The 14,221-nt window shown below is 61.6% G+C and carries 12 protein-coding genes; 3 read left to right on the forward strand and 9 right to left on the reverse strand.

Annotated features, from left to right (window positions below; genetic code table 11):
* Nucleotides 1-165 precede the first annotated feature (165 nt).
* Complete coding sequence (locus LJD17_RS10755) at nucleotides 166-495, reverse strand: phasin family protein (protein WP_227384155.1); 330 nt, start codon at nucleotides 493-495, stop codon at nucleotides 166-168.
* A gap of 253 nt (nucleotides 496-748) precedes the next feature.
* Here LJD17_RS10755 and LJD17_RS10760 point away from each other — a divergent pair, with 253 nt between their 5' ends.
* Complete coding sequence (locus tag LJD17_RS10760; RefSeq protein WP_227384156.1) at nucleotides 749-2,329, forward strand: SPOR domain-containing protein; 1,581 nt, start codon at nucleotides 749-751, stop codon at nucleotides 2,327-2,329.
* Nucleotides 2,330-2,417: 88 nt separating this feature from the next.
* Here the strand turns inward: LJD17_RS10760 and LJD17_RS24235 are convergent, their stop codons facing one another.
* The 5 genes from LJD17_RS24235 to LJD17_RS10785 form a co-directional block, all read right to left on the reverse strand.
* A complete protein-coding gene (locus LJD17_RS24235) occupies nucleotides 2,418-3,122 on the reverse strand; it encodes a J domain-containing protein (protein ID WP_319799691.1) in 705 nt (234 codons plus the stop codon).
* A 354-nt stretch (nucleotides 3,123-3,476) separates the two neighbouring features.
* A complete protein-coding gene (locus LJD17_RS10770; RefSeq protein WP_227384157.1) occupies nucleotides 3,477-3,833 on the reverse strand; it encodes a hypothetical protein in 357 nt (118 codons plus the stop codon).
* 80 nt (nucleotides 3,834-3,913) lie between these two features.
* On the reverse strand, nucleotides 3,914-4,192 hold the full coding sequence (locus LJD17_RS10775; RefSeq protein ID WP_227384158.1) for a hypothetical protein: 279 nt from the start codon (nucleotides 4,190-4,192) through the stop codon (nucleotides 3,914-3,916).
* On the reverse strand, nucleotides 4,192-4,629 hold the full coding sequence (locus LJD17_RS10780; protein ID WP_227384159.1) for a DUF1489 family protein: 438 nt from the start codon (nucleotides 4,627-4,629) through the stop codon (nucleotides 4,192-4,194). The genes LJD17_RS10775 and LJD17_RS10780 overlap by 1 nt, the downstream gene beginning before the upstream one ends.
* A gap of 55 nt (nucleotides 4,630-4,684) precedes the next feature.
* Entirely contained in the window at nucleotides 4,685-6,688 is a 2,004-nt protein-coding gene (locus LJD17_RS10785; protein WP_227384160.1) for an acetyl/propionyl/methylcrotonyl-CoA carboxylase subunit alpha, read from the reverse strand.
* Nucleotides 6,689-7,263: 575 nt separating this feature from the next.
* Here LJD17_RS10785 and LJD17_RS10790 point away from each other — a divergent pair.
* Complete coding sequence (locus tag LJD17_RS10790) at nucleotides 7,264-8,610, forward strand: Nramp family divalent metal transporter (RefSeq protein ID WP_227384161.1); 1,347 nt, start codon at nucleotides 7,264-7,266, stop codon at nucleotides 8,608-8,610.
* 61 nt (nucleotides 8,611-8,671) lie between these two features.
* On the forward strand, nucleotides 8,672-9,133 hold the full coding sequence (locus tag LJD17_RS10795) for an acetyltransferase (protein WP_227384162.1): 462 nt from the start codon (nucleotides 8,672-8,674) through the stop codon (nucleotides 9,131-9,133).
* A 16-nt stretch (nucleotides 9,134-9,149) separates the two neighbouring features.
* Here LJD17_RS10795 and LJD17_RS10800 read toward each other — a convergent pair whose 3' ends face one another.
* The 3 genes from LJD17_RS10800 to LJD17_RS10810 all read right to left on the reverse strand — a co-directional run bounded on the left by LJD17_RS10800 (nucleotide 9,150) and on the right by LJD17_RS10810 (nucleotide 14,088).
* On the reverse strand, nucleotides 9,150-11,858 hold the full coding sequence (locus LJD17_RS10800) for a valine--tRNA ligase (protein WP_227384163.1): 2,709 nt from the start codon (nucleotides 11,856-11,858) through the stop codon (nucleotides 9,150-9,152).
* Nucleotides 11,859-11,949: 91 nt separating this feature from the next.
* On the reverse strand, nucleotides 11,950-12,600 hold the full coding sequence (locus tag LJD17_RS10805; RefSeq protein WP_319799692.1) for a PopZ family protein: 651 nt from the start codon (nucleotides 12,598-12,600) through the stop codon (nucleotides 11,950-11,952).
* Between the two features lie 129 nt (nucleotides 12,601-12,729).
* Nucleotides 12,730-14,088 (reverse strand): TolC family outer membrane protein, encoded by a 1,359-nt coding sequence (locus tag LJD17_RS10810; RefSeq protein ID WP_227384314.1) that lies wholly within the window; start codon nucleotides 14,086-14,088, stop codon nucleotides 12,730-12,732.
* Nucleotides 14,089-14,221: the final 133 nt, after the last annotated feature.

The following is a 14,221-nucleotide window of genomic DNA, read 5'->3' on the forward strand; positions in this document are numbered from 1 at the left end:
CGTCGCAGCCGTCTGCGAAAGAGCGACATGTTGGCCGACACGGGGTCACAGACCCGTGATGGAGCGGCCTGACCGGCATTTTGGGCACTCCGGCAAGCCCTAAATGCAAAATGCCCGGCTTTGAGCCGGGCATCTGAGCAATTTGAAGCGGTTGTCGCTGCGGAATTAAACCGACTTGGGCACCAGACCTTCGTAGGGCTTGAAAGCTTCGGTCGCGAGGGCGGAATAGAATTCCCCGACCTTGGCCGTGTGGCTGACGAACCCGTCATAAGACTTGCGGACGAAATCCGTCTGGATCTCGACGGCCTTGTCCAGGGTGCGCGCACCCATAAGCTGCTCCAGCGCGGAGGATCCGTGCTGGAAGCTATTCTTGGCGAACTCGGCGGAGTCAGCCGCCAGCGTCTGCGCGCCGCGGGACAGGGTGCCCATCACCTTCACGGTGGCGTCAAAATGGTCTTGGCTGAACTTCTGCAACTGGTCGAAAGGCTGGATCATCTTAAACCTCAGCTATTAACTTTTCGCTGGCGAAAAGCTTCGCCAGATGCGACAAATATAGATATATGCACTGCACAAAAAATTGTCAACAAAATTGTGCAATGCACAATATGTTTTGAGTCGAATCTGGTCCTGTTAACCCCCCCGTAACCGCAACCTCTTACCGTTGAGAAGTGTGTTGTACCGGCAACGATCTCCAAAAGGAGCGGCCGGTACGGAGCCTGAGACCAGTGTAGACAGGGACGGTTACAGGATGAATTCGGTTCGCGTTTGGGTCGGTTGTCGGAAATGGGTTGCAGTCGTCGGTGTCGCCGCATCGGTCGCTGTCGCTCTGAGTTCTCCTGCCGAGGCCGCTCGCCGCAAGTCGCGGGGCGGCGGTTATAGCCCGCCCTACGCCTCGATCGTGGTCGATACGAAGACCGGCAGGGTCCTCGATGGCGAGAATGTCGATGCCCCTCGGATTCCGGCCTCGATCACCAAGGTCATGACCCTTTATCTGCTGTTCGAGCAGCTCGAGCGTGGCAAGGTCCGCCTGGACACGCCTCTCGAGGTGTCGGCGAACGCCGCCGCACAGGCGCCGACCAAGCTCGGTGTTCGGGCCGGCTCCACCATCGAGGTCGAAGACGCCATCATGGCGATGGTGACCCTTTCCGCCAACGACGTATCCGTGGTCGTGGCTGAAAACCTCGGCGGGTCGGAAGAGGCTTTCGCCCGCCAGATGACCCGTAAGGCGAGAGAGCTCGGCATGAACTCCTCGACCTTCTACAATCCCCACGGCCTGCCCCATTCCCCGCCGAACATCACAACGGCCCGCGACCTGTCGATCCTTGGGCGCGCGATCCAGGACCGTTTCCCGAAGTACTTTTCCTACTTTCAGACCACATCCTTCAAATACGGCTCGCGGACCATCCGCGGCCACAACCGCCTTCTCGGGAAGGTCGAGGGTGTGGACGGCATCAAGACCGGATACACTCGCCTGTCGGGCTTCAACCTCCTGACCTCGGTCAATACGCCGTCCCGGAGCATCGTGGCCGTCGTGCTCGGCGGCCGGTCGGCATCGCTCCGTGACCAGCAGATGGCATCCCTGATCGAAGAGCAGCTGCCCCGCGCCTATGCAGGTGCCCGGGTAGCCCCGCCCATAACCGAGAACAGCGCAGTCGCCGACCAGTCGCCGCCGCCCGTGGCCCAGCCGGTCGTCGTTGCGGACGCTTCGCCGACGCCGAGCATCAAGATCGAGGCGGCCGCGCCTGAGCCTGCAGCCCCTCCCCCGCCCGCCCGCAAGCCGCTTGATCTGAACAGCCTGCGGCCGGTCGTCGCCTCCGCAACCGGCGCCAGCAGCACCACGACCCCCTCGTCCACCGGACCCGCGGTTCGCTGGCAGAAGGGCCCGCAGCCGCTGCCGCAGAACACGCAGGCCTATGCATCGCTCGACAATGCTGGCCCGTCCGACAAGGAAAAGGCCGCCCTGCTGGCGAAGATCGACAACCGCACGACCACGTCCGCGATCCCGGCACAGGCTCCCGTAAAGACAGCTTCCGTGAAGCCGGAAGCTTCGGAGCCGAAGCCGGCGGCCCGTCCCGCCGTTACAGGCTGGATCATCCAGCTCGGCGCGACGGATGACGAGGACAAGGCAAAGGCCATGCTGGACGCTGCGCGCAGCAAATCCGGCCGCCTGCTGGCCAAGGCTTCACCGTTCACCGAAAAGGTCACGCAGAAGGGCTCGACGCTTTACCGCGCCCGCTTCTCCGGCTTCGATGAGTCCGACGCCGCCGAGAAGGCCTGCAAGGTCCTGAAGAAGAGCGGCTTCGCCTGCTTCGCGGCTCGCAGCTCTTAAGCTCCCTTTAAAACTCTGTCTGCTTGAATTGCCCTCACGACGGCATGTACCGCCGTCGTGTTCCCGATACCGGATCGCGCGTGGAGTATCAGCGATGTCGGCTCAACAAGACCTCTCGGGCCTCGTTCACACGGGCCGCCAAATGCGCCGTCCCCCCCTGGTCGGGATGGAGTTTCTTCATGAGCGTCCGATACGCATGTCGGATCTCATCGACGCTCGCGCCCGGCTGAAGCCCCAGGACCTGATAGGCTTCCTCTTTCGACATCGCGCCCGTTTGCGCATGAGTGCGCGTCCGCGTGTCGCCATCGCGCTGTGCGTCTTCACGCCAACCGGCAAACCGGCGGTTAAGATAAGCCTCTAAAAGGGCCACGCCTTCCGGATCGAAAGATCGGCATTCCTCGTAGACCCTGCGAAGCTCGGCCTGATCGAGATCCCCCAAGTTGCGCCCTGCCTGGGAGCCGGCAAGGACGAGGCCCCCCAGCGCTCCGGTGCCATGGTCGATTTCCATCTCGATCATGGCGGAGCGAAATCGGGAGAAGCGGCCCTGGGTCCCCATGCGCTGCCGCCACGGCAGCCGGATGCCGCTCCATCCGAGCGCCCATGCGCCAAAGCCTCCGACGAGAACGGCCATGTCGAATCGCCCGCGCAGCGCAAGCAACCCTGCCGCGCCGAGGGCGAGAAGTCCGCCAATGACCTTGAGCCCCTTGGCGACCGCCGCCGCATCCGTGCGGACGAGTATTTTCATGAACCACCACAGAAGGGCGGCAACGGCGATCCCGTAAAACAGCATCATGTTTTTTGTTCCCGCTCCTGATGTGGGCGGAGATGGGCAAATTGTAAACATGAGAGAAGGGAACGCTCACATAAGTCATGGCCGAGCGGCAACGCGTCGGCGCCGCGTAGGGAGGTGCGTCACAACAGCGCCCTCGCCTCCAAGGGGGTCACTTCAGCCCATCGCTATAGGCGACCTCATCCCGAAGCCACGCGATCGCAGCGGCCATCGAGGCTTGAAGGATTCATGCACAAGGAGAAGGTTCTCATGTCTGCCGACGAGAACCTTCGGCTGTCGCGCGCGAGGCCTCAACCAAAAAGAAGCAAGCTTATTTCTGGGCATGATCCGCATTTTCAGCGGACGATCGGTGCCTCGTCAATGGAGAACCCGGACTGTGCCGCGCTGCTTTTCACGCTCCCAGGCCTGCACCGCAACCCCATTGATGCCCCCGTCATGGAGACGATCGCTGAGATCGATGAAATGGCGCTCGGTCGCTTCTACGTCGATCTCGATCTGCTCGTCTTCGACGACATCGAGTTCTGATGCGGCATAGCGCTCATAAGCCGCGGACATTTCCGCATAGGCGAACGCAACAGGAAGCGTTCGAAAGATGGTGGAGAATTCTTCGTCCAGGTCACCGGTTTCGAGATCTCGCATCTGAACGAGATAACCGTCCGCATGTTCACAGACTTCATAACGCCAGTGCCGGCCTTCGGATGCAGTCAGAAGCATCGCAACCTCCACTCAACTGAACTGCAAAGCCAATGCGAATCGCGGCACTGCGGTTCCATGAGCGGAAATGGATCGAAAGACTAATACCGGAAACCGGTCTCCGCGCGGACGCTGCCACCGATTCGCACCTGCGTCCCGCCACCGAGGTCGATGAAGCCGTTTTCCCTGCGGAGGCCTTCCTGGGGAGCCCGATTCTTTGCGTCGCGAAGATCTTGGGACTGGCACTCGGGCGGGACTTGAAGAGCCACGCCTGGAGGCGCCTTCGGCATGCGGCATTCTTTCGCCATGGCGGCGTCCGTCGAGGCGAGGACCAGAACGGCGGTTCCCAGCAGAAGCGAATATCGTCCCAAACCTGTCATCACAGCAGCCCCAGCTCAGCCAACTCGCGGCGCATGTCTTCAGGCATCTTAGCGAGATCGCCGGCCTTCCCGTCAATATCCCGAGGCGCATCTTTAGGGGGCAGGTATCGCCACCCCTGAAAGGGGCGATAAGGCCTGGGCTCGACCGGCAAAACCGTCGATTGCAGCACCAGGCGACAGCGGCCGATCCCGTCCGCATCGGTGAACGGCCTGATATCCAGGAGCGATTGCCGGCATGCGATCTGACCACGGATCACCCAGTACAGCGAGCCGCCGTCCAGAAGCTCCTCCATGCGTTTGGGGACCATACGGGTGGTATGTGTCTGTTCATAGTCGCGCCCGAGACGCCGGTGATGCGCCCGGTTTTCCTCGATCCATTCCTCAAGATCGGTAATCGAGTCGCAGCCGACGCAAAGTTTGATCAGATGAAGGGGCATAACATCAACCAATCACGGATGAGGCAGCCTGAGAAGCAGGCGCGGCGCCGCATCCCTATTCTTCCGTTTTCAGAACGATCAGCCGCGCGCCTTCGGCAACCTGCGCGCCCGGTTCCGCAGCAATTTCCGCGACCTCCCCGTCCATGGGCGCGAGAAGAGCATGCTCCATCTTCATCGCCTCCACGATCGCGAGGCGCTGGCCCTTCTCGACGCGTTCGCCGGGCGTGACGAAGACCGCCACCAGCTTCCCGTGCATCGGCGCTTTGACGGAGTTTCCTGCGTTCAGATGCTCCAGATCCACGTTGAAGGGATCGTAAAGCGATACGCGGGTTTGCCGGCCATTGCGGAGGACGATGACGCCGTCGTCGGTGAGAACGAAGTTCTCCATGTCGGCGGACATATCGTGGTCGAGCGCCCGGGACACGCCTGAGCCCCAGAACGCCGCAAGATCGACATTACCCTGGTCTTGACCCGACCTGCTCCACTCCAGGATGACGTCGGTTCTTTCCCCGTCCACTTCGACGGGAAGTCCTTGCCGCCGCGCACCGCTCAATTGGAAAGCATCGTGGTGCTCCCACGGTGAGGACGAAGAGTCATGCCGCATCAGCGAGCGATAGTTTTCGGTATCGATAAAGGCTTCGACGAGCCGGAGCGCGCCGAGGCGAACGGCCTCTGGGTCCGTTTCCTGCGGAACGGCTCCAAGCATGTTCAGATTGCGGTCGATGAAGCCGGTATCGAATCTCCCTGCCTTGAATCCGTCCGCCTCGCACAGCTTCTTGAGGAAAGTCACGTTGGTCTTCGGACCCGCGACGAGCGTTTCGCCGAGGGCGTGCGCGAGAGCGGCGAGCGCTTCCTCACGCGTCGGCGCATGGGCGATGACCTTCGCGATCATCGGATCATAGAAGGGTGTGACCTCGTCTCCGGTCTGCACGCCCGTGTCGATACGGATGTTCTCGCTCTCGGGAAAGTCCAATGCCCAGAGCTTCCCGGTCGACGGCAGAAACTCCTTCTCCGGATCCTCGGCATAGAGGCGCGCCTCGACGGCGTGCCCTTTGATGACGAGATCATCCTGCGCAAACGGAAGCCTTTCGCCGGACGCGACTCTGAATTGAAGCTCCACGAGATCAAGACCGGTGATCGCCTCCGTGACCGGGTGTTCCACCTGAAGGCGCGTATTCATCTCCATGAAGTAGAAGCGATCGGGGTGCAGCCCCTCGCGTCCGTCGGCGATGAACTCGACCGTCCCGGCTCCGACATAGCCGACGGCGCGCGCGGCCTCGACCGCGGCTTTTCCCATGATCGCACGCATCTCGGGGGTCATGCCGGGTGCAGGCGCTTCCTCGATGACCTTCTGGTGGCGGCGCTGAAGAGAGCAATCGCGCTCGAAAAGATGCACCACGTTGCCATGGCCGTCGGCGAAGATCTGGATTTCGATGTGCCGTGGCGAGAGAATGTACTTCTCGATGAGAACGCGTGGGTCGCCGAAGGCATTCTGCGCCTCGCGCTGAGCGCTTTCCAGAGCCGCGTCGAAATCCGCCGGTGTCTCCACCCGCTTCATGCCCTTGCCACCGCCCCCTGCGACGGCCTTGATGAGAACCGGATAGCCGACCTCGTCAGCGGCCCCCCGGAGGAAATCGACCTCCTGACGTGTGCCATGGTAGCCCGGCACTACCGGTACGCCGGCTTTCTGAACGAGCGCCTTCGCGGCGTCCTTCAAGCCCATGGCGCTGATCGCCGAGGCAGGCGGCCCGATGAACGCGATTCCGTTCTGAGCGCAGGCTTCGGCGAACTCCGCCCGTTCGGACAGGAATCCATATCCCGGGTGAATGGAGGCGGCTCGAGACTGTTTGGCAACTTCGATGATGCGATCGATGCGCAAATAACTCTCGCGCGCGGATGCCGGACCGATCAGGTACGCCTCGTCCGCCATTTTGACGAACAATGCGTCGGCATCGGCCTCGGAGTACACTGCGATGGTCCGCAGGCCGAGGCGTTCGGCGGTGCGGATGATCCGACATGCAATCTCGCCGCGATTGGCGATCAGGACGCTCTCCAGCATGGGCCCTCCCTGGTCCGGGACATAGAGCCCGGTTGACTGACACCTAGAGCAAAACCCGCCGGTCTTGTCACGCCCTGAACGACAGAAGCGCCGGACCCAACTGGTTGCGTCCCGCGACCGCAGTCCCTGGTCGTGCCGTCGCTATTCCGGTCAAAGCCTCCGGGGATTGCCCCAATCCGGTCGTGATACGGGCGGACTTGGTCAATGATGGGGACAATATCAACCCGGCTGTCTTCCCGGAGGCAGGCCTGCCTCGGGAGGCCATCAAGCTGGTCGGGGAAACGAGATCATGGAGTTCCGGCTGCGGATATTGCGCTCTCCGAAATCGGGAGGATCATATTTCGGTAAGTCTGGCGCTCACGAGCCTTGGCCTCAAGCGCAAGGCTGCCGATGATTTCCTGGCCAAAAATCCTTCAGCGCGCTTCCGCTTTGAACAGCCCTAGCCGGCAGCGCCGTCTTATCCATTCTGCGATTTCCGGCTTTATTCCAAAAAAGCACTGAGTGCCCTCTTGCCGCCGCTCCCAGCTCCCGCTACCTTCTTGTTGCAAATAGCTTGCAACTGCAGAAAGATCACGATGGACGCGTCGCGCCCCACTTCCCTTGCTCCCGAGGCCGGCTGGCGCCACGCCCGTCACGCACCTTCCCTGCCGGAGGTCAGCCGGTCGATCGCGGTGAGGCCCGGTTCGAAATGGCGTCGCGCTTTCGCGTTCCTGGGCCCGGGCTATCTGGTGGCCGTCGGCTATATGGATCCGGGGAACTGGGCGACCTCCCTCGCCGGCGGCTCCCGCTATGGCTATGCCCTTCTGTCCGTTGCGCTCATCTCCAACGTCATGGCGATCCTGCTTCAGGCGCTCTGCGCCCGTCTCGCCGTAGCCACCGGCCGTGATCTGGCGCAGGCCTGCCGAGATGCCTATCCGAAGCCGGTTTCCTGGTTTCTCTGGCTTCTGGCCGAGTTCGCCATCTGCGCGACCGACCTTGCGGAAGTGATCGGCACGGCGATCGGCCTTAATTTGCTTTTCGGATTGCCGCTCGAGATCGGCGTCGTCGTCACTGCCCTCGACGTTTTCCTCATTCTTTACCTCCAGAACCTGGGCTTCCGTTGGGTAGAGGCCTTCGTCATCGCCCTGCTCGGGGTGATCGCCTTGTGCTTCGGCGTTCAGATCGCCCTCGCGGATCCGGAATGGGGCGGCGTCTTGCGCGGCTTTGCGCCGACGACCGAGATCGTGACCAACCCGGACATGCTCTATCTCGCCCTCGGAATTCTGGGCGCCACGGTGATGCCGCATAACCTTTATCTTCACTCCGGCATCGTTCAGACCCGTGCTTATGGTGAGACATTGCCTGAGAAGCGCGAGGCGCTGCGCTATGCGACCCTCGATTCCACCATCGCGCTGATGTTTGCGCTCACCATCAACGCTTCGCTTCTGGTTCTCGCGGCTGCCGCCTTTCACAAGACGGGCCGGACTGAGATCGCCGAGATCGGAGAAGCTCACACCCTGCTGGAGCCGTTGCTCGGCGCCGCCATCGCCCCGACTCTCTTCGGGATCGCCCTGCTCTGTTGTGGCCTGAACTCCACCGTCACGGCCACGATGGCGGGACAGATCGTCATGGAAGGCTTCATCAACTTCCGCCTTCCTCCGTGGATCCGGCGGCTCGTGACGCGCGGCCTCGCCATCATCCCGGCAGCGGCCGTGACAATCGCCTACGGGGAAAGCGGCACAGCGCGGCTCCTGATCCTGAGTCAGGTCGTTCTCAGCCTCCAGCTTCCCTTTGCAGTCATCCCGCTCGTAACGCTCACGGCGTCGCGAACCAAGATGGGCGTGCTCGTCGCACCGCGTTGGTTGACCGGATTGGCTGTGATCATTGCAGCGGTCATCGTTGTGCTGAACGTGAAACTCTTAGTGGATTTCGTCATGGGATGAGGCTGACCGGTCACGGTGGAGACGATATGGTCGCCGCCCCAACAACCGATTCTCGTCTGTCATGATCCTCATTCGCCCCTCGACGCCGCAGGACCTCCCTGCCCTTTTCGTAATCTGGAAGGAAGCCGTTTCGGCAACTCACTCCTTCCTCACCGAGAGCGATATTGCATTTTATGCGGAGCAGGTCCGGGACAGTTACCTGCCCTCTCAGTCGTTCTGGGTTGCAGTCGATTCAGAGGGCCATCCCACGGGCTTCATGGGCATGACAGGCCCCAAGATCGATGCCTTGTTTGTGCATCCGTCCAACCACGGACAGGGAATTGGTCGCGCCCTGGTCGATCACGCGGCGTCGTTGGAAGCAGGATTGCTCGTTGACGTGAACGAGCAGAACGAGGGTGCCTGCTCTTTCTATGGAAAGCTGGGCTTCCGACAGATCGGACGGTCGGACCTCGACGATTCCGGCAAGCCCTTTCCGATTCTCAAGCTGGAGCGGCTGGCTCCCGCAAATGAAAAGGGCCGCTGAGAAGCGGCCCTTTTTCTTATGCTTCCTGAAGCCGCTTCAGGGCTTCTTCCATTTTGGCCTTCCGGGCAGCAGCATCGTCACGCCGTTCGCGCTGCTCATCGATGACCTCTTCCGGGGCCCGCTTGATGAAATCGGCGTTTCCAAGCTTGGCATCGATCTTTCCGATGTCCGCATCCGCTTTCTGGATTTCCTTGGCAAGGCGGGCGCGCTCGGCGGCCAGGTCGATCACACCCTCGAGCGGCAGAGCCGCGACTTCGCCGCGGATCAAAAGCTGAATCGAGCTCTTTGGAGCGCTGTTCACGAAGCTGATGTCCGAGATACGCGCCAGACGCCGAATGATGTCGCCCCAGCGGCCTGCGCGGCTTTGCACGTCCGCGGATGAGGCGACCAGAGCGAGAGGGATCTGAGCCCCTGCCGGCACGTTGGTCTCCGACCGGGCGGAGCGGATCTCCGTGACGAGATCGACCACCCACCCGATCTCCGCCTCGGCCTGCGGATCGATGAGGTGATCGAGCTTCGACCATGGAGCAAGCGCCAGGATCGTCTCGCGCCGGGGCCCTTCCTGACCTTTCACGTCCCACAACTCTTCCGTCATGAACGGCATGAAGGGGTGCAGAAGCTTGCAGATCTCGTCGAAGATGAACGCAATCGTCGCCCGCGTTTCATCCTTGGCGGCGGAGTCCGGTCCCTGGAGAACGGGCTTTGCGAGTTCCAGCGTCCAGTCGCAGAAAACGTTCCAGACGAACCGGTAGGCGGCGAGAGCCGCCTCGTTGAACTTGTAAGCCTCGATACCCGCAGCCACTTCATTGATGGCTTTCGCGCACTCGCTGAGCGCCCACTTGTTGAGCGTCTCCTTCACGGATCGGGGATCGAAACCCGCGACCCGCCGGCACTCGTTCATTTCGGCAAAGCGCGCCGCGTTCCAGATCTTGGTTGCGAAATTGCGATAGCCTTCGACCCTCTGCAGACTGAGCTTGATGTCACGCCCCTGAGCCGCCATCGCGGCCAATGTCATGCGCAGAGCGTCGGCGCCATACTGGTCAATGGCCTCGAGCGGATCGATGACGTTGCCTTTCGACTTCGACATCTTCGCGCCCTTCTCGTCCCGGACGAGGGCGTGAATGTAAACCGTGTCGAAGGGCACTTCCTCCATGAAATGGAGGCCCATCATCATCATGCGGGCGACCCAGAAGAAGATGATGTCGAAGCCCGTCACAAGGGTATTTGTCGGGTAGTAGCGCTTGAGCTCCGGCGTGTCATCCGGCCAACCGAGGGTCGAGAAAGGCCAGAGCGCCGACGAGAACCAGGTGTCGAGAACATCTTCGTCGCGGCGAAGCGCAACATCCCGACCGTGCCTTGCCTTGGCTTCAGCCCTGGCATCGTCCTCGGTATGGGCGACGTAAATATTGCCCTCGTCATCGTACCAGGCGGGAATCTGGTGCCCCCACCAGAGCTGACGGGAGATGCACCAGGGCTCGATATTCTCCAACCACTGGAAATAAGTCTTTTCCCAGTTTTCAGGGACGAACTTGGTGTTCCCCTTGCGAACGGCCGCGAGAGCCCGGTCAGCCAGGGGCTTCACGTTCACATACCACTGATCCGTCAGGTAAGGCTCGATGACCACGCCCGAGCGATCGCCGTGGGGAACCACATGGGTATGGGGCTCGACCTGAACGAGAATTTCACGCTCCTCGAGGAGCGAGACGATCCGCTTGCGTGCCTCGGCGCGGTCCAGACCATCGAGAGCTAAAACGTTATCGAGATCGTCCGATGCCGGCACGTCCGCCAGGAACTCGTCATTGCCCTTGAGGGTAAGCTGGGCCTCGGTGTCGAAGATATTGATCAGCGACAGCTTGTGACGGCGCCCGACCTCGAAGTCGTTGAAGTCGTGGGCCGGTGTAATCTTGACAGCGCCGGTGCCTTTCTCCGGATCGGAGTACTCGTCCGCCACGATGGGAATACGACGCCCCACGAGAGGAAGGATTGCGAATTTACCGACCAGGTCCTTGTAGCGCTCGTCGTCCGGATGGACGGCAACCGCCACGTCTCCGAGCATGGTCTCGGGCCGCGTCGTCGCAACCGTGATGAAACGGTCGGGCTGCCCTTCGATCGCATAGCGGATATGCCAGAGACTGCCTTTGACCTCGACCTGCTGGACCTCGAGATCCGAGATCGCGGTCTGGAACTTCGGATCCCAGTTGACGAGGCGCTTGTCCTTATAGATCAGGCCCTGCTTGTAGAGATCGACGAAAACCTTCAGGACCGCCCGCGACAAGCCCTCGTCCATGGTGAAGCGTTCCCGCGACCAGTCGCAGGATGCTCCAAGGCGCTTGAGCTGGTCCTTGATCCGCCCGCCGGACTCGTCCTTCCATTCCCAAACACGCTTGACGAACTCGTCGCGGCCAAGGTCCCGTCGATGGATCTGACGCTCCATCAGCTGCCGCTCCACGACCATTTGGGTCGCGATGCCGGCATGGTCCATGCCGGGCTGCCAGAGCACGTCACGCCCGCGCATCCGCTCGAACCGGCACAGAATATCCTGGATCGTATTGTTCAGGGCATGCCCCATATGGAGCGAACCCGTCACGTTCGGCGGGGGGATGACGATCGTATAGGGGGATGCGCTCTTACGATCCTCACGGCCTGCCTTGAAAGCTTCCGCCTCCTCCCAGCGGGAGGAAATACGCGCCTCGACGGCGGCGGGATCGAACGTCTTGTCCATCATGGTGAGTACCGACAGTTTGGCGCGAAATGGCGCACATCATGTCGGCTACAAACCGGACGGATCGGGCGAAGTCAACCGATCGGCGTGAAACTCAGCGGCGTCCGCGGGAAATGCGCTCGATTTCGGCTTGAACGAGCCGTTCCACGAGAGGCGGAAGATTTTCATCGAGCCAGTCCTTGAGCAGCGGCCTGAGCATCCCCGCAACGAAATCCTCCATGCTCTGAGGATTTCTGGACGGCACGCTCGCCCCGAGCTTGCTCAAGGACGCCGCGACGGCGGCATCGGGACCGCCCGACAGGAGCGCATCCTCATCAGAGGGCGGCCGATGGGCATCCTCAGGGGCAGCCGACCTCTCAAAGGAGGACGGGGAGTACGACACCGGCTCGGAAAACGGCTGAGCTTCGGCTGCAACCGTCAAGGGGGCCGACGTCTCGTCAAAACCGGGTATCTCGAAAGCGTTTCCCGCTCCCAGGTCGAGAGGAAGAATGTCCTCGCCCACGGTATCGCCGGAACCTTCAAACGCACTCCCCCGATCTTGGGATTCAAGAACGGTCAGAGGAATAAGAGGAGCGACAGGCTCGCGCTCCGCAGGCTCCCGAATCGAACGGAACGGCTGTGCCTCCGAAAATCGGCTGGAGCTCGTTGCACGAAGCTCCTCCTGGTCATCCGCAATAATACGCCGGATCGACGCCAGGATCTCTTCCATCGAAGGCTCATGCGCCTTCTGATTGACTGCACTCATACGCCGCATCCGCTTAAAAGATTATAGAATCAAACGCTTTCAGAAGCGTTCAGTATTTCACGGGCGTAAGGAGAAGCAAGCGAGGCAGCGCTCTTGGGAAGGGCGCTGCCGATCTTTTTTCATCGTAGATTAACGGCCATCAGGCGTCGTCAAACCGCCCCACAGGTCCTTGACCTGATCGTAGTGGATCTTCGGGCTGTAATGGTTCACGGAAAGGCCGAGGCTGCGCGAGTTCAGCCGGCCCATGGCCTGCGCGACCGCATAGGACGCCACCACACGATCACGCTGTGCGGTGATAAGGGTGACGCGCGCCGTCAGGAGTTCCTGCTGCGCGTTGAGGACATCCAGCGTCGTACGCTGGCCAACCCGGGCTTCCTCGCGAACACCGTTGAGCGCCGTCTCCGATGCGTCGATCTGCGCCTGAGCGGCGACGATCTGGGCACGGGCAGCTTCAAGCTGCCCCCAAGAGGAAATCACGGCGGCCCGGACCTGGTCCCGCACCGAATCAGCCTCGAGGCGACGCTGGCCCACTGTCTCCTTGGACTGCCGGGTCGTCGCATAAGCGACGCCGCCGTCATAAATCGGAACCGTCAACTGAGCGACCACCGAAGCGGCCAAGGCCCGATCGCCGTTGGTCTGGTTGTCGTATCGCTGAGCGACATTGCCCTGAAGACCCAACTGCGGGGCCAGGGCGCCCTGATCGATCCTGACCTGAAGCTCGGCGACATCCACCCCGTGCTCCGAGGCCTTGATCGCCGGATGCTCGTTCAAGGCAACCTTCAGAGCCGAATCCACGGTCTTGGGGAGCAAACGGTCCAGCGGGCGTCCCGGCGCAAGCGACCGAGGCTCGACGCCGATCACCTGGCGATACTGCGCAATGCTGGTCCGGAGATTCGATTCTGCGAGGCTCACCTGCGAACGGGAGGCCGCCAGGCGGGACTCGGCCTGAGCCACGTCCGTACGGGTAACTTCGCCGACATTGAAACGATCGCGGGTCTGGCGGAGCTGCTCGTCCAGAACTTCGACGTTGTTCCTCTGAAGGTCCAGGATCGCGGTGTCGCGCAGGACGTTCATATAGGCCGTCACGCCGTCGAACAGGGTGTTCTGCTCGTTGTTGCTCAGGGTTTCACGGGCGCCGAGGACCGACGATTCGGCCTGGCGGACGGAGTTCTCCGTGCGAAAGCCGTTGAAGATGGACTGATTGATCTCAACACCGAAACCCCGCGGGGTCAGGTAGCTGTCACCGCCGCCGCCCACTGCGGAATTTCCCGGGCGCTTCACGTTGGAATAGCTGCGGCCGATATCGGCGGAGGCGTTAACCTGCGGCCGATAGCCGGACTTCGCCCGGGCCACGTTCTCGTCAGTCGCCCTGACGCTCGCCCGCTGGGCGTTGAGAGACGGGTTATTCCCATAGGCACGAGCCAGGGCGCTGTCCAACGTCTCTGCCGACACGCCGGACGCACTCATCAGTACGAGGACCGAAGTCATGGCGCCGAAGAAACCTCGGCTCCTGTTGAAAAATCGCTTCTCGTTCACGCCCACCTGCCTATCGGTCCAAAGCGGCTAACCCGCCTACCTTAGCATTGAATTTCTTAACCAAAACGACTCAAAGCGAAACAAT

Source organism: Microvirga rosea (genome assembly GCF_020595095.1).
Lineage (GTDB): Bacteria > Pseudomonadota > Alphaproteobacteria > Rhizobiales > Beijerinckiaceae > Microvirga > Microvirga rosea.